General features: G+C 72.7%; 21 protein-coding genes. 3 read left to right on the plus strand and 18 right to left on the minus strand.

Going from position 1 to position 22,219, the window contains the following annotated elements; all coding sequences use genetic code 11:
- Window positions 1–5: 5 nt before the first annotated feature.
- The 9 genes from FHX32_RS20890 to FHX32_RS20930 all read right to left on the minus strand — a co-directional run bounded on the left by FHX32_RS20890 (window position 6) and on the right by FHX32_RS20930 (window position 9,394).
- Window positions 6–1,055, minus strand: a complete 1,050-nt coding sequence (locus FHX32_RS20890; RefSeq protein WP_167185587.1) for a phosphotransferase — start codon at window positions 1,053–1,055, stop codon at window positions 6–8.
- A gap of 2 nt (window positions 1,056–1,057) precedes the next feature.
- Entirely contained in the window at window positions 1,058–1,561 is a 504-nt protein-coding gene (locus FHX32_RS20895) for a hypothetical protein (protein WP_167185589.1), read from the minus strand.
- A 96-nt stretch (window positions 1,562–1,657) separates the two neighbouring features.
- Complete coding sequence (locus tag FHX32_RS20900; RefSeq protein WP_088992997.1) at window positions 1,658–2,251, minus strand: nucleotidyltransferase family protein; 594 nt, start codon at window positions 2,249–2,251, stop codon at window positions 1,658–1,660.
- A 250-nt stretch (window positions 2,252–2,501) separates the two neighbouring features.
- Window positions 2,502–4,205 carry a bifunctional 3'-5' exonuclease/DNA polymerase gene (locus FHX32_RS20905; protein ID WP_167185592.1) on the minus strand — a complete coding sequence of 568 codons (1,704 nt, stop codon included), beginning with the start codon at window positions 4,203–4,205 and terminating at the stop codon, window positions 2,502–2,504.
- 100 nt (window positions 4,206–4,305) lie between these two features.
- Complete coding sequence (locus FHX32_RS20910) at window positions 4,306–5,265, minus strand: carbohydrate ABC transporter permease (protein WP_167185595.1); 960 nt, start codon at window positions 5,263–5,265, stop codon at window positions 4,306–4,308.
- A gap of 13 nt (window positions 5,266–5,278) precedes the next feature.
- Window positions 5,279–6,220, minus strand: coding sequence for a carbohydrate ABC transporter permease (locus FHX32_RS20915; RefSeq protein ID WP_167185598.1), 942 nt, complete (start codon window positions 6,218–6,220; stop codon window positions 5,279–5,281).
- 32 nt (window positions 6,221–6,252) lie between these two features.
- Window positions 6,253–7,665 (minus strand): N-acetylglucosamine/diacetylchitobiose ABC transporter substrate-binding protein, encoded by a 1,413-nt coding sequence (gene ngcE / locus FHX32_RS20920; RefSeq protein WP_167185601.1) that lies wholly within the window; start codon window positions 7,663–7,665, stop codon window positions 6,253–6,255.
- A gap of 26 nt (window positions 7,666–7,691) precedes the next feature.
- Window positions 7,692–8,441 (minus strand): SIS domain-containing protein, encoded by a 750-nt coding sequence (locus tag FHX32_RS20925; RefSeq protein WP_167185604.1) that lies wholly within the window; start codon window positions 8,439–8,441, stop codon window positions 7,692–7,694.
- Window positions 8,438–9,394 carry a MurR/RpiR family transcriptional regulator gene (locus tag FHX32_RS20930; protein ID WP_167185607.1) on the minus strand — a complete coding sequence of 319 codons (957 nt, stop codon included), beginning with the start codon at window positions 9,392–9,394 and terminating at the stop codon, window positions 8,438–8,440. Before FHX32_RS20930 ends, FHX32_RS20925 begins: the two co-directional genes overlap by 4 nt.
- Before the next feature lie 198 nt (window positions 9,395–9,592).
- On the opposite strand from FHX32_RS20930, the gene FHX32_RS20935 reads away from it, so the two are divergent.
- The gene (locus tag FHX32_RS20935; RefSeq protein ID WP_167185610.1) at window positions 9,593–10,582 is read left to right on the plus strand and encodes a BadF/BadG/BcrA/BcrD ATPase family protein; all 990 of its coding nucleotides are present in this window, start codon (window positions 9,593–9,595) and stop codon (window positions 10,580–10,582) included.
- Between the two features lie 466 nt (window positions 10,583–11,048).
- Here FHX32_RS20935 and FHX32_RS20945 read toward each other — a convergent pair whose 3' ends face one another.
- The 6 genes from FHX32_RS20945 to ngcE (FHX32_RS20965) form a co-directional block, all read right to left on the minus strand.
- On the minus strand, window positions 11,049–11,255 hold the full coding sequence (locus tag FHX32_RS20945) for an ArsR/SmtB family transcription factor (RefSeq protein WP_486481215.1): 207 nt from the start codon (window positions 11,253–11,255) through the stop codon (window positions 11,049–11,051).
- Window positions 11,233–11,370, minus strand: coding sequence for a hypothetical protein (locus FHX32_RS35280; protein WP_486481216.1), 138 nt, complete (start codon window positions 11,368–11,370; stop codon window positions 11,233–11,235). The genes FHX32_RS20945 and FHX32_RS35280 overlap by 23 nt, the downstream gene beginning before the upstream one ends.
- The gene (locus tag FHX32_RS20950) at window positions 11,363–11,536 is read right to left on the minus strand and encodes a VOC family protein (protein WP_167182781.1); all 174 of its coding nucleotides are present in this window, start codon (window positions 11,534–11,536) and stop codon (window positions 11,363–11,365) included. Before FHX32_RS20950 ends, FHX32_RS35280 begins: the two co-directional genes overlap by 8 nt.
- 9 nt (window positions 11,537–11,545) lie before the next feature.
- Window positions 11,546–12,454 (minus strand): carbohydrate ABC transporter permease, encoded by a 909-nt coding sequence (locus tag FHX32_RS20955; RefSeq protein ID WP_167185616.1) that lies wholly within the window; start codon window positions 12,452–12,454, stop codon window positions 11,546–11,548.
- Window positions 12,451–13,359, minus strand: a complete 909-nt coding sequence (locus tag FHX32_RS20960; RefSeq protein ID WP_167185620.1) for a carbohydrate ABC transporter permease — start codon at window positions 13,357–13,359, stop codon at window positions 12,451–12,453. The genes FHX32_RS20955 and FHX32_RS20960 overlap by 4 nt, the downstream gene beginning before the upstream one ends.
- Window positions 13,360–13,423: 64 nt before the next feature.
- Window positions 13,424–14,839, minus strand: coding sequence for an N-acetylglucosamine/diacetylchitobiose ABC transporter substrate-binding protein (gene ngcE / locus FHX32_RS20965; RefSeq protein WP_167185623.1), 1,416 nt, complete (start codon window positions 14,837–14,839; stop codon window positions 13,424–13,426).
- A 204-nt stretch (window positions 14,840–15,043) separates the two neighbouring features.
- Between ngcE (FHX32_RS20965) and FHX32_RS20970 the strand changes: the two genes are divergently transcribed.
- A complete protein-coding gene (locus tag FHX32_RS20970) occupies window positions 15,044–16,546 on the plus strand; it encodes an acyltransferase family protein (RefSeq protein WP_167185626.1) in 1,503 nt (500 codons plus the stop codon).
- Here FHX32_RS20970 and FHX32_RS20975 read toward each other — a convergent pair.
- Window positions 16,518–18,017: a CoA-acylating methylmalonate-semialdehyde dehydrogenase gene (locus tag FHX32_RS20975; protein WP_486481217.1), complete on the minus strand. Its 1,500-nt coding sequence runs from the start codon at window positions 18,015–18,017 to the stop codon at window positions 16,518–16,520. The two genes, FHX32_RS20970 and FHX32_RS20975, sit on opposite strands and share 29 nt — an antisense overlap.
- Window positions 18,014–19,321 (minus strand): aspartate aminotransferase family protein, encoded by a 1,308-nt coding sequence (locus FHX32_RS20980; protein WP_167185629.1) that lies wholly within the window; start codon window positions 19,319–19,321, stop codon window positions 18,014–18,016. The genes FHX32_RS20975 and FHX32_RS20980 overlap by 4 nt, the downstream gene beginning before the upstream one ends.
- Before the next feature lie 400 nt (window positions 19,322–19,721).
- On the opposite strand from FHX32_RS20980, the gene FHX32_RS20985 reads away from it, so the two are divergent.
- Entirely contained in the window at window positions 19,722–20,759 is a 1,038-nt protein-coding gene (locus FHX32_RS20985) for a hypothetical protein (RefSeq protein WP_486481218.1), read from the plus strand.
- Between the two features lie 62 nt (window positions 20,760–20,821).
- Here the strand turns inward: FHX32_RS20985 and murD are convergent, their stop codons facing one another.
- Complete coding sequence (murD, locus tag FHX32_RS20990; protein ID WP_167185633.1) at window positions 20,822–22,168, minus strand: UDP-N-acetylmuramoyl-L-alanine--D-glutamate ligase; 1,347 nt, start codon at window positions 22,166–22,168, stop codon at window positions 20,822–20,824.
- Between the last annotated feature and the right edge of the window lie 51 nt (window positions 22,169–22,219).

Genomic DNA, 22,219 nt, shown 5'->3' on the forward strand with positions numbered 1-22,219 from the left:
CCCGCTCAGTCCAGCGCCGTGGCGGCCCAGCGGACCAGCAGCTCCAGCACCGGGCGCCGGCCGGCCATGATCTCGGCCTCGTCCCGCCGGTCGTAGGTCTGCCCGGTCGGGCCACCCAGCCGGGTGAGCATCAACGGGGCCAGCCAGACGTACTTGGCCGCCCCGGTGAGCCGGACCGCGCGGATGACGGTCGCCCGGTCGACCCTACGGCCCAGGCCGGCCCGGTACCCGTCCAGCACGGTGGCAGCCACCTCGTCGAGCAGCGCGACGTCGACCAGCCCGTCCAGGAAGGTGTCCAGCACCAGGTTGGCCGCGTCCTCGCCGATCGGGCCCGGCCCCACCCCCGACCAGTCGAGCAGCACCGGGCCGGTGTCGGCGAAGACCAGGTTCATCGGCCACAGGTCGTGGTGGCAGAGGGTGCGCGGCAGCCGGTCGGTGGCGGCCACCACCTCGTACCGCCGCTGCCAGAGCCGGCGCAGGCCCGCCCGCAGCGACGCCGGCCAGGCGGCGACGGCCACCGGGTGCTCCCACGGCACCGGCTCGGGCACCGGCCGGCTGAGCGTGTAGTCGCGCAGCCAGTCCCGGGCCAACCAGTCCGGCGTCCGGCCCGTCCCGGGCCAGGTCCGGCCCGCCGGGTCGGCCAGCCAGCGGGCGTGCCCGGCGCCGAGCCGGTCGGCCACCTCGCCGAGGTCGGCGGCCGAGCAGGTGGTGCCGGGCCGGCCGGGCACGTCGGTCAGCCAGAGCGCCACCGTCCCGTCCGGCCGGTCGTCGACCGCGAACGGCGCCGGCCCGGCCAGTCCGGGATACGCGGTGGCGGCCAGCCCGCTGCGGTACGCCTCGACCTCGCGCCGCCAGTAGTTCCAGTGGCCCGGGTCGGTGCTGCCCGCCCAGTGCGCCGGGCCGGGCCGGCCGGGCGGGGCGAGCAGCTTCAGCACGGCCGGCCGCCCCTCGCGGCGGCTACGCCAGATGCCGCCGGTCACCCCGTTGAGCGTGTTGTGGGTCAGCGACTCGGCCGGCGTGCCGGCGGGCACCAGGTCGACCGGTGGACGTGCCACGCCTACGAGGTCACGCCCTCTCCGGCGACCGGCGCGGCCGGCGTGGACCGGGCCATCCGGCGGCCGAGCACCCGCTCGGCCCACCGGCCGGCGCGGACGGTCAGGGTGTAGGCCAGCACCGGGCACACCACGGCGAGCGCGGCGAGCACGCAGGCCAGCACGACGCCGGCCGGGGACCCGTCGGTGGCCACCCCGACGCCGGCGGCGTACAGGGCCGCCAGCAGCATCGCCGCCGCGGTGCCGGTGAGCGTCCGCACCAAGGGGTCGCGCCGCCGTGCGACCGCCTCGCCGAGCAGCACCGCCGGCGCGAAGAGCAGCGGCATCAAAACGGCCCCGAGCAGGGCGGCGATCAGCAGCAGCAGCGGCCCGGCCAGCGGGCCGCCGGGGTCGGCGCCGGTGACCAGCGCGTAGCCGAGCAGGGCGAGACAGCCGACCAGACCCTCGGCGGTGAACACCAGCCAGGCGGTCAGCGCCCCGGCGACGTGCCGGCCGATCGCGACGTACATCGGACCTCCCCCGTGCGCGGCGCGGACGCCGCCCGGGTGACGATATCCCGCCCCGACCGGCCGTGGCGGCCACGGACCCACCCGTGGCCGCGTGGCTCAGACGCCGACGCGCTGGGGCGGGACGGTGAGGCCGTAGAGCGCCATCAACTCCGGGGTGTCGACCCGGCTGCCGTCGGCCACCGAGTCACACGAGATGTCGACGATCTGGTCCTTGTGCGCCAGCAGGTAGGGCCGGGCACCGACGTCGGCGCTCGCCAGGGTGGCGATGCCGGACCAGTGCCGGCGGCCGAACAGCATCGGGTAGCCGCGCAGCCCGCCGTACGTGGCGCAGACCAGCACGTCCGGATACGGCAGCGCGACCACCCGGCGCACCGCGGCGGCGGTCAGGCCGGGCATGTCGACCGGCACCACCACTACCGCCTCGATCGCCTCGTCGTCCAGCGCGGCCAGGCCCGCGCGGATGGACGACCCGACGCCGGTCCCCCAGGCCCGGTTGACCACCACGGTGGCCCCGGTCAGGTCCGCCGTCTCGCGCACCTGGTCGGCCGCGGCGCCCAGCACCACCACGAGCGGTGCGCAGCCCGCCTCGGCCATCGTGTCGATCATCCGGCTGACCAGCGGTTTCTCCCCCTGATGCAGCAGGGCCTCCGGGCCGCCGATGCGGCGGCCGCCGCCCGCGGCGATGATCATTCCTGCGATCCGGTTCAGCGCTGCGCCCCCTCTACCGTGGAGCGGACCGTGGCCCAGGGGGCACGGCCCGCTCCGTCGTACGGACATCGGGAGCAACGAGGAGGGGGTGGATCGGGTAGCGGGGCGAAAGGGGAAAATAGTGCAACCGTTATTCACCGGACCGATCACCATAAGCTGAGCCACCGGTCAGCGCGGGCGCGGTCAGCGACGGTGCATCGCGGCCGATCCGGCGGCCGGTGTGAGCCGAGCGTCAGTCCGCGTCGGCGTAGCAGTCGACGATGGACAGATCGAGCGGGAACCGCACCGGCGTGTCGCCGAACAGCAGCGCGGTGGCTCGCTCGCCGGCCCGGCGCACCGCCTCGGCCACCGCCCCGGCCAGCTCGGCCGGGCAGTGCACGATCACCTCGTCGTGCTGGAAGAAGACCAGCTCGGCGTCGCTGCCGGCCAGCTCGCCGCGGAGGGTGGCCAGCAGCGTGGCGGCCCACTCGGCGGCGGTGGCCTGGATGACGAAGTTGCGGGTGAACCGGCCCCGGGAACGCGCCGCCCGCGCCCGGGTCGACTGCGGGTCGGCCCCGGCGTCCGGGTCGCCCTCCTCGCCGTCGGCGAAGCCGGCCGTCCCCGGTGGGCAGGTGCGCCCGAGCCAGGACCGGACCAGCCCGCCGGCCTCGCCGGTACGGGCGGCCGCCTCGACGTAGCCGAACGCCGTCGGGTAGCTGCGGCGCAGCACCGCCAGCGCCGGCACCGCCGCGCCGCCGGTCTGCCCGTACATCGCGCCGAGCAGGGCCACCTTGGCGCGGGCCCGGTCGCCGCCGAACGCGTCCTGGGCGAGTGCGGCGTAGAGGTCGCCGGCCCCGCCGGCCGCGGCGAGCCGGGCGTCCCCGGAGACCGCGGCGAGCACCCGGGGCTCCAGCTGGCCGGCGTCGGCGACCACGAACCGCCAGCCCGGATCGGCCACCACCGCCCGCCGGATCACCTTCGGGATCTGCAACGCGCCGCCGCCCCGGGTCGCCCACCGGCCGGAGACCACGCCGCCGGGCACGTACTCCGGCTGGAACCGGCCGTCGCGCACCCAGGCGTCGCGCCAGGCCCAGCCGTGCGCCGTCCAGATCCGGTAGAGCTCCTTGTACTCCAGGACCAGCGGCACCGCCGGGTGGTCCACCCCGCGCAGCACCCAGGCCCGGGTGTTGGGCAGCTCCACGCCGGCCCGGGCGAACGCCCGCAACAGCTCCGCCGGGGAGTCGGCGTGCAGCTGCCGTACGCCGAACGCGTCGGCGATCCGGGCGGCCAGCTCGGCCAGCCGGCGGGGTGGGCCGCCGACCGGGGACGGCTCGCCGAGCAGCTCGGCGAGGATCTCGTCGTGCACCTCGGCCCGCCAGGGCAGCCCGGCCGCGCCCATCTCGACGGCGATCAGCGCGCCGGCCGACTCGGCGGCGACCAGCAGCCGGAACCGGCCGGGATGCTCGGCGGCGGCGATCCGGGCGAGCTGGTCGGCGTACACCTCGATCAGGGCGTCGAGGCCCGGCCCCGGAGGGCCGGGCAGGGTGTCGAAGAGCGCGTCCTGCCCGTGGCCGGGCGGCGCGGCCGGGCGCGGCGGCGGGTCGGCCGGCACCGGGGCGCCGGTGTGCCGGGCCCAGGCGGCGGCCAGCGACCGCGGCTCGCCCCAGCGGCCGGCGTGGCCGAGCAGCAGCGCCTCGGTCAGCTCCACGTCGTGGCAGCGTTCGACCCGCACCCCGGCGCGCACCAGGGCCGGGTAGACGGCCGCCCCGGACGCCCAGACCCACCGGGGGTGCTCGGCGCGCTCGCGGGCGGCCACCGCGGCGGCCAGGTCGGCGGCCGGCTCGACCGGGCCGGTGGGGCGGCCGGCGGCGTCGAGCGGTCGCAGGGCTCCCCCGCCCCGCTCGTCGGACACCACCGCCACCAGCACGGACGCGATTCTGCCTCGCCCGTGCGACACCGCCGCCCGCACCCGCCTCACACACGCGGAAGTGGCTGTCCCCGTGGTCGGGCCACGGGGGCAGCCACTTCGACGGAGGCCTGGTGTCCGTCCGCGCAGACTACTTGCCGACGCCGGCGGTCAGACCGGACTGAACCTGCCGCTGGAAGACGATGTAAACAATGAGCACCGGAAGCATCGCCATGGTCACCCCGGCGAAAAGGCCGGACCAGTCGGACTTGTACCCCTGGTTGACGGAGAGTTCGATCAGGCCCTGGGAGATGACCTGGTTCTTGGGCTCTCCCGCGACGGACTGCATCAGCAGGGTCGGCAGATACCACTGGTTCCACTGACCGAGCACGTTGAAGATTCCGATGCTGATCAGGCCCGGCTTGGCCATCGGCAGCATCACACTGAAGAACAGCCGGGTGTGCGAGGCCCCGTCGACCATCGCCGCCTCGGCGATCGCGTTGGGCAGCGTCCGGAAGAACGAGTGCATGAAGAAGACCGTGAACGACAGCGACCAGGCGACGTACACCAGAATCAGCATGAGGTGCTTGTTCGGGCCGAGCAACGGTAAAACCAGGCCCGTGTTGTAGACGCCCTTGAACAGCGGCACCGCGGCGAGGTAGATCGGCAGGGTCAGCCCGGAGAGGAACATGTAGTAGATCGCCCGGTTGCCGCGGAACTCGTAGCGGGCCAGCACGTACGCGGCCATCGAGCCGAGCAGCATGGTCAGGGTGACGCTGCCGGCCAGCACCAGGAGGGTGTTGAAGAAGAAGTCCCCGAGATGTCCCTCTCCCCAGGCCCGGGAGAAATTGTCCCAGTTCAGCTTGTCCGGGATCAGGGACAGCGGCTCACGGATCACCTCCGAGTCGGTCTTCAGCGCCGACATCACCACCCACGCCAGCGGGTAGATCACCATCACGGCCCAGACCACGAGGAAGGCGTGGGAGAAGCCGTTGAACAGCCGCGATCCGACGGCCGAGGCGCGGGAGTCCGGGCGGCGACCCGAGGCCGCGCGATCTGTGGTCTGCTCCGGCCGGGTCAGGTCACCGGACGCGGGAGTCAGGGTGCTCATCCTCCAGCCCTCCTCAGAACTCGATCCGCTCACGACGGGTGATCCTCAGCTGCGCCGCGGCCAGCAGGATCGTGAAGATCGCCAGGGCGACACCCATCGCACAGGCGTAGCCGAACTGGCCCTTCTGGAACGCGGTGAAGTTGAGCACCGATGCGAAGATCTCGCTGGCGTGGTTCGGCCCGCCCTGACTGGGCGTCATGACGAAGACCAGGGCGTACATGTCCAGGGCGATGAAGCCGAGGTAGACCCACGCGACCGAGACCGTGTCGCGCAGTAGCGGCAGGGTGACCCGGAAGAACGTGTGAAACCTACCCGCGCCGTCGAGGATGGCCGCCTCGTAGATGTCCTTCGGGATCGACTGCATCGCCGCGGAGAAGAGCACCATGTAGAAGCCGGCACCACTCCAAACCGCGATCAACAGCAGCCACCAGAGCACCGCCGGTACGCCGAGAAACGGCTCCGGGTCGGAGGTGAAGGCGAGCGGGTTCTCCGGGTCGAGCAACCCGAGCTTGATCAGCAGGCCGTTGATCAGGCCCTGGCCGTCGGTCCGATAGATCTGCTGCCACATCACGGCGATGACCACCAGTGACAGCACCTGCGGGAAGAAGAAGATGACCTTGTAGAGCCCGGAGCCGAAGACTCCCCGGATGCCGGCCCTGTCCTCGCGTCCGCCCACGTTGAGCAGGAACGCGAGGAACAGGGCCAGTCCGATGGTGAACAGCGGCACGGTGATCAGGAAGAACACGTTGTGCCAGAACGCCTTCCTGATCAGCTCGTCGGAAAGCAGCCGGACGTAGTTGTCCAGACCGACGAAGTTCTGGGTGTCCGAGTAGCCACCCCAGTCGGTCAGCGAGTACCCCGCCGCCTGCGCGAAGGGCCACACCACGTAGAAGAGGTACAGCGCAACCGGCAAGGCCAGAAAACCCGTGACGAAACGCGCAACACCGTGCCGCATGGTCACTCACTTCTCTAACTGGTCGGGGCCTGTCAGGCGGCGCGGGTCTGCTTCTTGATCGAGGAGTCCTTGGCGACCTTGTCCGCGGCCGCCTGCATCTTGTCGACGAACTGCTGGGCGGTGAGCCGGCCGGCCATCAGCTCCTCGGACAGGTTCTGGCTCTCCTTGTCCAGGTCGGCGTAGAAGTCCCAGAGCTTGACCGAGATGAGGTCCGGAGTGGCGTTCTTCATCAGCGTGTTCGCCGACGCCAGCGCGGAGTCCTGCACGTTGTCGCCGGAGCCCTTGGTGGAGGCCAGCGACTTGGTCAGCTCCGCGAACTTCGCCGAACCGGCCTTGGACAGGATGGCGCGGAGGAACTCCTTGGCCGCCGCCTTGTTCGGCGCCTTGCTCGGCACCACGAAGCCCTCACCGGAGCCGGCGAAGACGTCCTTCGCCGCCTTGTCGCCCGGCTTGGACCAGTAGTCCGAGAGGGTCATCTCGAAGCCCGGCGGGATGGTCGCGGCCATCTCGTTCTTCAGCCAGGTGCCGACCTGGATGAACGCGGCCTTGCCGTCGAGCCAGGCCTGCTGCGACTGGGTGTGGTCGAGCTTGCCCGGCAGGAGCAGCCGGTCCTTGACGAGCTTCTCCCACGGCTCCAGCGCCGCGACGATGCCGTCCGCCTTCCAGGCGTTGTCCTTCAGGTTGTCGATGTCGATGACGGCCTGCTTGCCAACCGCCTTCCAGATGCTCGCCATGAGCGCCCAGCGCGGGTAGTAGCCGTGGACCGCGTCGTGGACGTACGGCGCCATGCCCTTGGCCTTGATCTTCGGTGCGAGCGCGAAGAAGTCGTCCCAGGTGGTGGGCGCCTGCCAACCCTCCCGCTTGAACAGGGCGGCATTGTACCAGTTGCCCCAGACTGTGTACGCCACGTTGACCACGTAGAACTTGCCGTTCTGCGTGCCGTCGGACACGGTTCCCGGCAGCAGGGTGTCGGCGACCGTGCCCTCGCCGTCCCAGGCGGGCGCGGTGAGCAGGTCGTCGAGCGGCTCGATCGCACCCTCGTTGATCAGGGTGCTGCGGTCCATGCTGTCCGCACCCGAGTTCATGACGAGGTCGCTCGGCTGCGTCGCCATCTTCGGCTGCTCTTCGGTCTTGATCTTCTGGGTGGAGCTCATGTTGACCGTGATGTTCGGGTGCTTGGCGTTGAAGAGGACCTTGTCCTCCTTCGCCCACTGGTCGCCGAGGCCACCGTTGAAGATGACGACCTTGACGGCGCTGCCGTCCTTGACGCCGAACGGGTTGTCCTTGCTCTTCGCGGCGCCGGTGTCGTCGGACTTGCTCGGCTCGCTGCCGGCGCAGGCGCTCAGCAGGCCGGCGGCCGGGGTGGCGAGCAGGCCGACCGCGGCGGCCCGACGCAGCACGGTGCGGCGGCTCAGGTCGGCCGGGTTCTCGGGGGTAATCGACATCGTCGTCTCTCCTTGAGGTGTTCGGGTCAGGCGGTCCGCCGGAGGCGCCCGGCGTACCGCGACTCGAGGGCGAGGTTGTGCTCGTCCCCACCGGGGACGTTGGCGGAGAGGTAGATAGGGGGTACCTCTCCGGCCTGGTGGAACCGTCGTACGACCTCGGCGGTCAGCAGCTGCGCCAGCAGCGCCGCGGTGACCGAGGAGACCGCACAGACCGCGCCGCCGCCCTCGAGCGGCAGCAGTGCGTCGCCGTACGGCGCGCCGTTGTCCAGCACGACGTCGGCGAGGTCGGCGAGCCGCCGGCCGGACGGGTGCCGCGGGGCGACCCGTGCCGTGTGCTCGACCGAGGTGACCGCGATCAACGGGTGACCGCGCCCGGTGACCAGCGCCGCCAGCTCGACCACCGAGCCGTTGATGCCGGACTGGGACGCCACCACGAACACGTCCTGCGGCTGGGGTGCCGCAAGGGCGTAGAGCTGGTGGGCGATGGTGGGGTCGCGCTCCAGCTTCGGATCGGCGAGCACGTCACGCGGGGCGTCGCCGTGCAGCACCAGATCGTGGATGGAGAGCCGGTTGGTGGGGACCAGGCCGCCGGCCCGGGCGACCAGTTCGGCGGCGAACGCCTCGGAGTGCCCGGCCCCGAACGCCTGGAGCACCCCGCCCGCGCGCAGGCTCGCGGCGATCAGGTCGGCGGCCGTGGCGATCCCGTCCGCGCTGCTGTCGACCAGCCGGTCGAGCACCGGACGGACCGCTTCCGCGTACCCCTGAGCGCTGATCATGAGCGGGCCTCCCTCGCGGCCTTGTGCCCGTCGACGGCCTGGGCGGTACGCCGGAAGGCCGCGTGGGCGCGGTCGTGGGTGCGCTGGGCCACCGCGATGTAGAGCAGGTCGAGCACGACCAGCTGCGGGTGCCGGGCGGAGAGCGCGTCCGGCCGGAAGGTGGTCGCCTGGCTGGCGGTGACCAGCACGAGGTCGGCCAGCTCGGCCAGCGGCGAGCGGGGGAAGCCGGTGAGCGCCACGGTGGTGGCGCCGCGGCTGCCCGCCTCGGCGAGCACCTCGATGGTCTCCCGGGTCTGCCCGGTGTGCGAGATGCCGAGCGCCACGTCGCCGGGGCGCAGCAGCGCGGCCGAGGCGAGCCCGGAGTGGACGTCGTTCCAGGCCCACGCGGCCACCCCGATGCGGTGCAGGCTGAACTGCATCTCCTCGCCGACCAGCGCGCTGCCGCTGGCGCCGAAGATGTTCACCCGGGAGGCACCGGCGATGGCCACCGCGGCCCGCTCCACCTCGGCGAGATCGAGCAGCGCGGCGGTGTCGTGCATCGCCCGGGTGTCGGCGGCCATGATCTGGTCGAGCACCCGCTCCAGCGGGTCGCTGGGCTGGATCTCCCGTCCGATGTCGACGGTCCAGCCGGCCGAGCGGGCCCGCCCGGTCTCGGCGGCGATGCCCAGCCGCAGGTCGGCGTAGCCCTCGAAGCCCATCGCCCGGCAGAACCGGGTGATCGTGGCCGGCGAGGTACCGCTGCGCTCCGCGAGTTCCACTATGGTCGCCCTGGCGGCCGCCTCCGGGTCGCTGAGCACGTGCTCGGCGACCCGGCGCAGCGCGCCGGTCAGCTCGTCGACGCCGGCGCGCACCCGGGCCAGCACGCCGTCGGAGGGCAGCGCGCCCCGTCGGTCGAACGCGTCGGCGTCGACCACCGCGGTCCCCGCGGAGGTGTCCACCTCGTGATCAACCATGGGACGCCTTTCCGAAAAGACTGTTAACTGTTAGTGGTAAAAGTTCTTACTGACCGCCCCTCCGTGTCAAGGCCGTGGGCGAAGTTTTCAAACTGTTACCTGGCGCACAGCCGTACCGCGGTCGCCGACCTTGCCTGCCGCCACCGGGCCGACCAGCATGAATGCGCCACAGCAGCGCAGCAGGAGGGGCCCGAGCCGATGTCCGACACCGTCGTGGTTGGTCTCGACGTCGGGGGTACCTCCACCCGCGCCACCGCCCTCACCCTGGACGGCCGGCGACTGGGCGACGGCCGCGCCGGCGGCGGCAACCCGACCAGCCACGGCGCCGACCGGGCCGCCGCCGAACTGCTCGCCGCGCTGCGCGGCGCGCTCGCCGACACCGACCCCGCCCGGGTCCGCGCCGGCACCATCGGCCTCGCCGGAGCCGGGCGGCTGCTCGCCGACCCGGCCGGGCGGGCGGCGTTCGACCGGGCCTGGCACGACGCCGGCCTGCACTGCCCGTACGCGGTGCACGGCGACGCCCTCGTCGCGTACGCCTCGGGCACCGCCGCCCCGGACGGAACGGTGCTCATCGCCGGCACCGGCGCGATCGCCGCCCAGGTCCACGACCTGCGACTGGACCGGGTGGCCGACGGCCACGGCTGGCTGCTCGGCGACGCCGGCTCCGGATTCTGGCTCGGCCGCGAGGCGGTCCGCCGGCTACTGGCCGACCTGGACTCCGGCCGGGCACCCGACACGCTGGGCCGGCAGGTGCTCACCGACCTGCTCGGCACCCCCGAGGTGGCGGTCCGCCCCCGGGACACCGTCGACACGCTGATCCAGGCGGTCACCCGACGCCCGCCGGTAGAACTGGCCCGACTGGCCCCCCGCGTGGTCGCCGCCGCGGTGGCCGGGGAACCGACCGGACGCGCGCTGATCGCCGAGGCCGCCGGTCACCTCGCGGAGAGCGTCACCCGGATCCGGCCGGCCGGCGCGGTCACCCCGATCGTGCTCGGCGGCGGGCTACTCACCGGCGACACCCCGCTCGCCGCCGCCGTACGCGACGAGGCGGCCCGGCGCTGGCCGGACGCGCCGCTCCACTCGGCCGGCGACGGGGCGGCCGCCGCGGCCTGGCTCGCCGCGCGGGACCTGCCCGAAGTGGACGACCCGACCACCCTGCACGCCCGCCTGGTCCCCACCCCCACCTGACCACCCCGGCACTCTCCGCCCCCGCCCCGCGCCCGCCCGGTACACGCAGGTGATCAAGGGGTTTGCGTCATGATCCGGGCCGGATCATGACGCAAACCCCTTGATCAACCCGGATGGGTGGGGGATGGGAGGGGTGGGGGGTGGGAGGGGTGGGAGGGGTGGGGGGTGGGGGGTGGGGGGTGGGGGCCGCGTCCCTTGGCGAGGAGCGTGCAGGTCACCACGGTGTCCAGCCGGCCACCGCGCCAGGCCCAACGCAGCAGGCGCGGCGGGTCGAGGTCGAGCACCTCGCAGTGCACGGTGCCGTCGAACTCCGGACCCGGGTCGGTACGGGAGGTGAACCGGCGCCCGACCCGGCACGAGGTCGTTCGGCATGAGCCAGCGGGCGAGCAGATCAGAATCGGTCAGCGCCCGCCAGACCTTGGCCGGCGGGTGAGACATGAGCTCATCCACCGCGACGGTGCCCGGGTCACTCATCGGGCACCTGCGACAGCACCTCACGCAGCCGGGTGAGGCGGCCGCGCCAGAACCGCTCGTACGGGGTGAGCCAGTCGACGACCTCGCGCAGCGGCTCGGGTCGCAGCGAGTAGAGCCGCTGCCGGCCGGCGGGCTGCTCGACGACCAGGCCGGCCTCCTTGAGCACCCGCAGGTGCTCAGAGAGGCTGGGCCGGCGCATGGGCGAAGTGCTCCGCCAGCCGGTGCACCGGCTGCTCTCCCCGCTCCAGCAGCAGCCGCAGCACAGCCCGCCGGGTGGGGTTGGCCAGCGCGGCGAAGACGTCCGGTTCAGCCACGGGTGGTGGCCTGGAGCACGATGCCGTTGCCGTCCGGGTCGTCGAAGGTGGCGTACCGCCCCCAGGGCGCCTCCTGGATCCCGCCGTCGGCGGAGCGGACGCCCCGGGCGGCCAGCGTCGCCACGTCGGCGTCGAGGTCGTCGGTCTCCAGCCGATGGCCGGTCACGGACTCGGGTTACTTCAGCTGACCCGCCGTCAGGCCCGCCTGGATCTGCCGCTGGAAGGCGATGTAGACCGCGAGCACCGGCAGCGTGGCGATGGTCAGACCGGCGAAGAGGCCGCTGTAGTCGCCCTGGTAGCCCTGGCTGACCGCGAGCGCGGCGAGTCCCTGCGCCAGCACCCACTTGGAGTCGTCGCCCTGCATGAGCACCTGCGGCAGGATGAACTGGTTCCAGTGGCTGAGGAAGTTGAAGATCGCGATGCTGATCAGACCCGGTCGCGCCATCGGCAGCATCACCCGGAAGAAGAGCCGGAAGTGACCGCACCCGTCGATCAGCGCCGCCTCGGCGACCGCGGTCGGCAGGGTCCGGAAGAAGGCGGTCAGGAAGAACACCGTGAACGGCAGCGAGTAGGCGGCGTAGACCAGCATCAGCCCGGTCCAGGTGCCGAAGAGACCGGCGTTGCGCACCACGAAGAAGAGCGGCACGAGGGCCAGGAAGACCGGGAACATCATCCCGCCGACGAACAGGTAGTAGAAGACCTGCCGGCCGGGGAACTCGTACCGGGCGAAGACGTACGCCGCGGTGGCGCCCAGCAGCATCGTCAGGGTGAGTGATCCGGTGACCACGATCGCGCTGTTCAGGAAGTATTGGCCGATGTGCGCCTCGGTCCAGGCGCGCGCCCAGTTCTCGAACCGCAGCGCGCCGGGCAGGCCCCACGGGTCGGACAGGATCTCCCCGTCGCTCTTGAACGAGCTGAGGAACATCCAGAGCAGCGGCAGCGCGGTTAACGCGCCCCAGAGCAGCAGGAACCAGTGCGAGAAGACGTTGGCGACGCCGAAATCGCGGCGGAGCTTGCCGTCCCGCGGCGCCGGCCGGTCCGCCACGGCCGCGCCGTCGGACGCGGTCCTGTCGAGGGTTGTCACGAGTACTCGATCCGATCACGCCGGGCGGCCCGCAGCGCCAGTGCCGCCACCGAGAGGGTCAGGAAGAACAGCACCACGCCGATCGCCGAGGCGTAGCCGAACTTGCTCTCGCTGCCGAACGCGGTTTCGTACATCCGCAGGCCGATGACGTCGGAGGAGAAGTTGGGGCCGCCGTTGGTCATCTGCTGGATCAGGATGAACCCGTCCAGGGCAGCGATCGCGAGGTAGATCCAGGCGACCTGCACGGTGTCCCAGAGCAGCGGGATGGTGATCTTTCGCAGGGTGGTCCAGCGGGACGCCCCGTCGAGCATCACCGCCTCGTAGATGTCCCGCGGGATGGCTGACATGGCCGCGCCGAAGAGCACCACATAGAAGCCGACGTTGCTCCAGATCATCACCGCCAGCACGCACCAGAAGGCGAACCGGGGATCACCCAGCCAGGCCGGCGTTGGCAGGCCGATGGCACCAAGGGCACCGTTGAGCAGGCCGCTGTTGGGGTGGTAGACCTCTTTCCACAGCAGGGCGATGATGACCACGGAAAGCACCTGCGGGAAGAAGTAGACCATCCGGTACACGGACGTGCCGCGTACGCCGGTCACCCCCGCCCGACCCTTGCGACCGCCCATGCTGAGCATCGTGGCGAAGAAGAGGCCGAGCACGATGGTCACCACCGGCACCACCAGGAGCAGCCACGCGTTGTTCTTGAGGGCGTTCCACACCCGGTCGTCGTCCAGCAGCCGCTCGAAGTTGGCCAATCCGACGGAGTTGGCCTCGGCCGAGTAGCCGAGCCAGTCGGTGGTCGAGATCTGGAAGGCCTGCAGGTACGGCGAGAGCACGAAGATGCCGTAGAGCAGCAGCGGCGGTACCAGGAACGTGATGATCAGCGGGTACTTGCCATGTTTCACGAGAAAGGACCTTCTCCCACAGCCGCGGGCCGGTGGGGGCTGCCCCGCCCCCACCGGCCGGATGTCACGCCGCCCGCTTGTACTTCTTGATCGAGCTGTCCTGGGCGATCGAGTCGGCACCCTTCTGGCACATGTCGAGGAACTCGGCCGGGCCGATCCGGCCGCTGAAGAACTCGCCGCACGCCGCGTCGACGAGCTCGCGCTCCAGCTTGCGGTAGTAGTTGTTGTAGACCCAGTTGAAGCCGTTGCTGCCGGAGGCGTCCAGGGCCTTGGTCACGCTGCTGAGACCGAATGGCAGCTCGATGCCCTCGGTCGACCCGGCCACCACGGTCAGGCTGGAGACCTTCTTGGTGAAGTCCTGGGCGCCCTTCTTCGACAGCATGATCCGGAAGTACTCCAAGCCGCCGGCGAGGTTCTTGGCCTTGGCCGGCACCATGAACGGCTCGCCGGCGGTACCGCGGATCGCCTCGAACGGCAGCTTGTCACCGCTGCCCAGGCTCGGCGTCGGCTGGATCGTCATGTTGAACCCCTCGGGGGTCACCTTCTTCTGCTCGCTCTCCAGCCAGGAGCCGCAGGAGACGAAGGCGGCCTTGCCCTGGCACCACGCGGTCTGCGACTGCACGTGGTCGAGGCCGGGCGAGCCGTCCAGGATGTACTTGTCCTTAACGATCTGGTGCCACGCGTCGGCGGCGGCCTTCATGGCGTCGGACTTCCACGCGTTCGGTTCGAGGTTGTCGATCGCGGTCGCGACGGACGGCCCGCCGAACTTGATGGCCGTGGCGATCAGCGGCCAGCTCATGTACCGGGGGTGCTTACCGGCGTACGTCCAGGGCGCGATGCCGGCCGCCTTGATCTGCTTGCAGAGCGCGATGTGGTCGTCCCAGGTCTTGGCGTACTCCCAGTTGCGCTCCGTGAAGAGCTTGGTGGAGTGCCAGATGCCGTAGGCGGTGTAGGTGTAGTTCAGCACCATGAACTTGCCGTCGTACGAGCCGACCTCGACGGCGCCCGGCAGCAGCGTGTCCTTGACCGTCTTGCCGGGAATGTCGAGGCTCGGCGCGGCGAGCAGCTCACCCAGGTCGGCGATGGCGTTCTGGGAGACCAGGCCGTTGAAGTCGATCTGGTCCTTGCCGGAGTTGTTCACCACGTCCGGCGGGGTGCCGTCGACGAAGCGCGGCTGGAGGGTCTTGGCGATCTCCTGCGTCGCCGAGTGGTTGATCTTCGCCTTCGGGTACTTCTCGGTGTACATGGCCTCGTGGGCCTTGGCGTACTCCTCGCCGAAGCCGCCGTTGAAGATCACCACCTCGAGCGGCGCGTCCTCCTTCACCCCGAGCGGGTTCTGCTCACTCTTGGTGCCCTTGTAGGTGCCGGAGTCGTCCTTGTCGCCGCCACCACCGGTGGCGCAGCCGGCCAGCAGACCGGCGGCGGGGGTGGCCAGCAGGCCGGCAGCGGCGCTCCGCCGCAGGATCTCACGCCTGTTCATGGTCTCTCCTCGGATCGGGTCCTGGCGGTCGCCGGTCGTCTGGGGGTGGCGTCCCGCCGTTTCGAGGCACGGGGGATTCGTTGCTTGTCTTCAATTCACAGAATGTTGCTGAAGAATTTCTACGGCAGCCGGGCCAGGACTTCAAGACCCGACGACCGAACCGTTATCAGAGCCGGCCACCTCGCGGTGGCATAGCCTCGAATCATGCGCCGACTGCGCGAGCTCGCCGCGCGTACGCCGGCTGACCGGGAGCGGTACGTCGACCTGCTCCGCGCGCTCGCCATCATTCTGGTCGTTCTCGGCCACTGGGCGGTAGCCGCGATCGGCTACGACGCGGACGGCGACCCGACCGGGCGGTCCGCACTGCCCGAGCTGCCCTGGGCCTACCCGCTGACCTGGGCGGTACAGGTGATGCCGGTGTTCTTCATCGTCGGCGGGTTCGCCAACGCCGCCTCGCTGACCGCGCACCGGCACCGGGGCGGCGACGCCACCGGCTGGCTGCTTGGCCGCAGCGCCCGGCTGCTGCGGCCCACCACCGCGCTGCTGGTGGTGCTCGCGGTCGGCGCGCTCGCCGCCCGGCTCGTCGGAGCCGAGGCGCCGCTGATCCGCACCGTCGTCTGGTTCGCCACCATCCCGCTCTGGTTCCTCGCCGCGTACCTCGTGGTGGTTCCGCTCACCCCGGTGACGTACGCGCTGCACCGACGGTTCGGGCTGGCCGTCCCGGTGGCGCTGGCCGCCCTGGTCGCCGCCGGCGACCTGGGGCGGGCACTGGGCCCGGCCGAACTCGCCCTGCCCAACTACCTGTTCGGCTGGCTGGCCGTCCACCAGCTCGGTTTCGCCTGGCAGGAGGCCCGGGCCGGCACCACCGGGCCGCGGGCGGCGGCCACCACCCCGGGCGGCGAGACCGCTCGCACCGGCGGCACCGCCGGCGCGGACCGGAACGGCACCACCGGCGCGGACCGGGACGGCACCGCCGCAACCCGGGGCATCTGGTCCGGCCGGCTGCCCATGTCCCACCGGGCCGGCGTGGCGATGCTGCTCGGCGGGCTCACCGCGGCCGTGCTGCTGACCGGACCCGGGCCGTACCCGGTCAGCATGATCAACATCCCGGGGGAACCGCTGGACAACGCCGCGCCGCCGAGCGTGGCGCTGCTCGCCGTCACCACCGCCCAGCTGGGCCTGATCCTCCTGCTCCAGGACGCGGCGCAACGCTGGCTGCGCCGCTCCCGCCCCTGGCAGGCGGTGATCGCGGTGAACGCGGTCGTGCTCACCGTCTTCCTCTGGCACCTGACCGCGGTGATCCTGCTCGTCGGCGCGCTGGACGCGGCGGGCGTGCTGCCGACGCCCCCGCCCGGCTCGGCGGCCTGGCTGGCCTGGCGGCTGCCGTGGGTGCTGCTGCTGACCGTGGTGCTGGCCGCGCTGATCGCCGTCTTCGGTCCCATCGAGGGCCGCACCCGCCGGCCCGCCGCGGCGCGGGCACCGGCGGCGGGCGGCCGGCCCGAGCCGGGAGCCCGCCGGCGGGCGACCGCCCGCACCGCGCTCACCGCCGCCGCCTTCGCCGCAGTGGTGTACGGGCTGGTCGCCAACAGCACCGCGCCGAAGGAGGCCGCCGAGCCGCTGGGCGTGCCCGTCGCAGCCCTGGTGGCGTACCTGGCCGGGGCGGGCGTCCTGCGGCTGCTCAGGTCTGGGTGGGGAAGCCGAGGTTGACCCCGCCGTGCCGGGGGTCCAGCCAGCGGCTGGTGACCACCTTGCCCCGGGTGAAGAAGCGCACCCCGTCCTCGCCGTGCGCGTGCAGGTCGCCGAAGAGCGAGGACTTCCAGCCGCCGAAGGAGTAGTAGGCCATCGGCACCGGGATCGGCACGTTGACGCCGACCATGCCGACCTCCACCTCGTGCTGATAGCGCCGGGCCGCGCCGCCGTCGTTGGTGAAGATCGCCGTGCCGTTGCCGTACGGGTTGGCGTTGACCAGCTCGACCGCCTCGTCGTACGAGCCGACCCGGACCACGCTGAGCACCGGACCGAAGATCTCGTCGGTGTAGATGGACATCTCCGGGGTGACCCGGTCGAACAGCGTCGGGCCGAGCCAGAACCCGGCCGGGTCGCCGTCCGGCTCGACGTCGCGCCCGTCCACCACGGGCACCGCGCCGGCGGCCACCCCGGCCTCGACGTACGACCGGACCTTGTCGGCGTGCGCCGCGGTGACCAGCGGCCCCATGTCGCAGCCCCGCCGGCCGTCGCCGGTGCGCAGCCGGGCCATCCGCTCGGCGATCCGGGCGACCAGGTCGTCGCCGACCGGCTCCACGGCGACCAGGGCGGAAATGGCCATGCACCGCTCACCGGCCGAGCCGAACCCGGCGTTCACCGCCGCGTCGGCGGCCAGGTCCAGGTCGGCGTCCGGCAGCACCACCATGTGGTTCTTCGCCCCGCCGAGCGCCTGCACCCGCTTGCCGGCCACCGTGCCGCGCTGGTAGACGTACCGGGCGATCGGGGTGGAACCGACGAACGAGACCGCCCGCACGCCCGGGTGGTCCAGCAGCGCGTCGACCGCCTCCTTGTCGCCGTTGACCACGTTCAGCACCCCGTCGGGCAGGCCGGCCTCGGCGAACCACTCGGCGAGCAGCAGCGCGGCGCTCGGGTCCTTCTCGCTGGGCTTGAGCACCACCGCGTTGCCGCAGGCCACCGCCACCGGCACGAACCACAGCGGCACCATCACCGGGAAGTTGAACGGGGAGATCACCGCGACCACCCCGAGCGGCTGGCGCAGGCTGTACGAGTCGACCTCGGTGGAGACGTTCTCGCTGAACCCGCCGCGCAGCGCCGAGGGGATGCCGCAGGCGTACTCGATCACCTCCAGGCCGCGCTGCACCTCGCCGGCGGCGTCGGCGAGCACCTTGCCGTGCTCGGCGGTGATCACCTCGGCCAGCCGCTCCCGCCGGGCGTGCACCAGCTCGCGGAAGGCGAAGAGCACCGCCGTCCGCTTGGCCAGCGAGGCGTCCCGCCAGGACCGGGCCGCGCGCTCGGCGGCCTGCACCGCGACCGCGACATCCGCCGCGCTCGCCAGCTCCACCTCGCCGGTACGCCGGCCGGTCGCCGGGTCGAAGACGTCGCCGCGCCGGCCCGACGTGCCGGTGAACCGCTTGCCGTCGACGAAGTGCCCGATGGTGGTGGGGGTGCTCACGCCGCCACCTCCGCCGCCGCGCTGGAGCGGATGGCGTCGACCAGGATGGCCAGCCCCTCGCGCGCCTCTTCCTCGGTCAGCGTCAGCGGCGGACCCATCCGCAGTACGTTGCCGTACAGGCCGCCCTTGCCGACCAGCAGCCCGCCGGCCTTGCACGCCTCGTGGACGCGCCCGGTCAGCACCGGATCCGGCTCCGCGGTGCCCGGGCGGACGAACTCGACGCCGAGCATCAGCCCCTTGCCGCGTACCTCGGCGACGCAGTCGAGCCCGCCCACGGCGGCGCGCAGGCCGTCGGCGAGGATCGCGCCGGTGCGGGCCGCGTTGGCCTGCAGGTCGTGGTCGAGCAGGTAGTCCAGCACGGCGTTGCCGGCGGCGGTGGAGACCGGGTTGCCGCCGAACGTGCAGAAGCTGATCGCCGGCACCGACTCCAGCACCTCGGCCCGGCCGACCACGCCGGCCAGGGCGAAGCCGTTGCCGATGCCCTTGGCGAAGGTGAGCAGGTCGGGCGTCACGCCGTGCGCCTGGTAGCCCCAGAAGTGCTCGCCGGTACGCCCCCAGCCGGTCTGCACCTCGTCGGAGACGAACAGGATGCCGTGCTCGTCGAGCACCTTCTTCCAGGCGGCGAAGAGGCCGTCCGGCGGGTGCACGAAGCCGCCGACGCCCTGGATCGGCTCGGCGATCAGGCAGGCCACGTCGCCGGCGGTCTGGGTGGCGAGCACCTCGCGCAGGTCCTCGACGGCGGCGTCGACCCGCTCGGACTCGCTGAGCCGGGCCAGCAGGCCGCGCAGCCGCTCGCCGGAGTGCAGCCAGGCCACCTGGAGCGGGTTGAGCGCGCTGGCCGACCAGCCGCGGTTGCCGGTCACGCCCATAGTGGCGTACGACCGGCCGTGGTAGCTGTTGCGCACGGCGAGGATCTGCGCCGAGCGGCGGTGGTTGGTGGCGAACAGCAGCGCCGCCTCGTTCGCCTCGGTGCCGGAGTTGGCGAAGAACACCCGGGCGTCCGGGATGCCGGAGACCCGGGCCACCTTCTCGGCCAGCTCGACCTGCTGGCGGATCAGGTAGAGCGTCGAGCTGTGCACGATGCCGGTGCGCAGCTGCCGCTCGACCGCCTCGCGGATCTCCGGGATGTCGTACCCGATCATCGAGGTCAGCACGCCGCCGAAGAAGTCCAGGTAGCTGCGCCCCTGGGCGTCGGTGACCCGGCGGCCGGAGCCGGAAACCAACTCGATCGGCTCGGCGTAGTACAGCGGCATCCAGGACGGGAGCACGGCCCGGTGCCGGGCCAGCAGGTCGTCGGAGGTCATGGTCGCCTGTCCCCTTCAGCGGCGTACGCGGATACCGCACGCTTTCACCATCGAGCCCGGTGGACAAGTGCCAGCCTGTAGCCGGCGGACCGGCTTCGGCTGACAGATCGTCAAGCCTCGACGCCACGCTTTCCGTGGCCGTCGCAGCCGCAGGGAACGTTTCCGGTGGCCTCGACGCGTTCTGGCCGCCGCTTTCCGTACCGCGGTCCCGGGAGCACCCGGTCGCCGCCGCGGTGAGCACCCCCGTCGCCGGTCACGGTCAGCACCCCGGTCGCCGGTCACGGTCAGCACCCCGGTCGCCGGCAGGTCTCGCAACACCTGAGCGCGACCGGCCGATCCGGTCGCCTGCCGGTCCGGCCGGTCGCCGGAACGGCCGTGACCCGGCCGGTAGCATCCGACCGTGCCCGAGCGTTCCGTACCGCCGTCGCTGGGTGCCCGCGCGCCGGGGTCCATCGGGGTCGCCACCGCGCCGGTCGCGGACCCGCCGCTGCCCGCCGGCGCGGACGCCGCCGCGATCACCGCGGGCATCGCCGCCTGGATCGGTGCCGAACCGCTGCGTGGGCTGGTGGCGCACTTCGGCGGCGACTGGCCCGGCGGTGACCTCGCGGCGGTGCTGGCCGGGCTGGACGACTTTTCCGCGAAGCACTGGGACTACCGGGGCGGCCGGGAGCGGCCCGAGGCGCGGGAACCGGCCTTCGACCCGGCCACCGCCGGCCGGGTGCTCGCCGCGGCGGCCGTGCTCGGCCTGGTCCGGTCGCGGCCGCCGGCCCGGCCCGGCTACGCCCACCTGGTCGTGCTCGGTGGGCTGGCGCACGCCTGCCTGCGCCGGGTGGCGTACGCGGCCCACCTGCTGCGCGCCGGCACCCGGATCGGCGGCGAGGTGGCGGTGCTGGGCAGCTTCCGCCCGCTCTCCGCCGCCGAGCACGCCATGCTGGCCGCCGCCGGGGTCGAGCGGTGCGACACCGAGGTGGCCGCGCTGGACGCGGCGGTGCGGCTGGCGTTCGGCGTGGCCGGGCCGGCCGAGCAGGACGGCGTGGACGCCGGGCACCCGCACCACTCGTGGTCGTCCCGGACGTACCGCCCGGCCGGGACGCCACCGGTGCGGGTGCTGGCCGCCCCGTCCACCGAGCCCGAGCGGCGCCGCGCGCACACCGCCGACACCCAGCGCTTCTGGGCCGAGCACGTCCGGCTCGCCCCCGGCGACCCGGTGCTGATGGTGACCGCGCCGATCTACGTCCCGTTCCAGCACTGCGACGCGCTACGCACGCTGGCCGTGCCGTACGGCTGCCGGATCGAGACGGTCGGGGTGGACCCGGCCCTGCCCGACCTGGCCACCCTGCCCGAGCCGACCCTCAGCCCGGGCCGCTACCTGCAGGAGATCCGCTCCGCCATCCGCTCGATGCGTGCCCTGCACGCCGCCCTGCCGCAACCCGCCTGACCTCCGCGGCCCAGCGGACCCGACTGAGCCGCGCGGCGGCGCAGACCCGGAATGGACGGCGGTCAGCCGGCGGTGTCGGCGACGGCCTGGGCGAAGACCTCCGAGCGGTGCTCGAAGTTGCGGAACCGGCCGTAGCTGGGCGCGGCCGGCGAGAGCAGCACCACCCCGCCGGCCGGGGTCAGCTCGCGGGCCAGCCGGACCGCGTCCACCAGCTCGTCGACCACCTCGGTGCGCACCTTGGGCAACCCGGCCAGCGCCTCGACGATCCGCCCGCCGCTGTCCGGGATGCCGATCACGGTCAGCTCGCGCTCCGCGAGGTGCTCGCGCAGCGGGCTGTAGTCCAGCCCCCGGTCGGTGCCGCCGACGATCACCGTCAACGGTCGTCCCTCGTACGCGTCGATCGCGTGCATGGCCGCGTACGGGCTGGTGGCGAGGGTGTCGTCGACGAAGGTCAGCCCGGACGGGTCGGCGATCTCGGTGAGCCGGTGGGCCAGCCCCTGGAACCCGGCCACGGCCACCGCGAGGGTGTCCTTGCGGGCCACCACGTCGGCGCCGAGCGCGTCCAGCACGGCCAGCGCGACGCAGAGGTTGCTCTCGTTGTGCCGGCCGACCAGCGGCAGCACCGCGCGCGGGAAGAGCGGCTGGTCGACGAGGTGGAACCAGGGGGCGCCGTCCGGGCCGGCGGCCACGTGGGCGGTGTCCGGCCGGCCGGCGCGTACCGCCGCCCGGTCACCCAGTTCGAGGGCGAGCCGCGGGTCGTTGCCGTTGACCACCACGGTCCGCGGCCCGTACGCGATCAGGTTCAGCTTGTCGCGGTAGTACTCGGCCTCGCCGCCGTGCGCGTCCAGGTGCTCCGGGAAGAGCGCGGTGACCACCGCCACCCGGGGCGAGTCGGTCAGGTCGCTGCACTGGTAGCTGGACAGCTCCAGCACGTACAGCTCGGCCTCGGGCAGGTCGAGCGTGGGCACCCCGATGTTGCCGCCGAAGACGTTCGGCCGGTCCACCGCGGCGAGCAGGTGGCTGATCAGGCTGGACGTGGTGCTCTTGCCCTTGCTGCCGGTGACCCCGATGGTGCGCTCGGCGTGGTCGGCCATCCAGAGCGCGGTGCCCTGGGTGACGGTGACCCCGCGCCGGCGCAGCTCGACCAGCCACGGGTGGGTCTGCGGCACGCCGGGCGAGCGGACCACCACGTCGGCGGCGGCCAGCCGGGCGAAGCCCTCCTCACCGACGACCAGCGGCGCCGCCTCGGCCAGCGGCCCGTCCCAGGGCAGCGAGAGGAAGTTGGCGCTGTCGTCGACGGCGACCAGCCCGGCCGGGCCGTGCGCGGCGATCGCGGTGACCGCGGCCCGGCCCTCCCGGCCGGCGCCCCAGACGGCCACGGTACGTCCGCGCAGGTCAGACAAGCGCACAGGTGATCTCCTCCGGGCGGGCGGCGGGTCGGCGGCCGAGTCTGGCGCAGC

The sequence above is a fragment of the Micromonospora sp. CNZ280 genome (assembly GCF_011759515.1).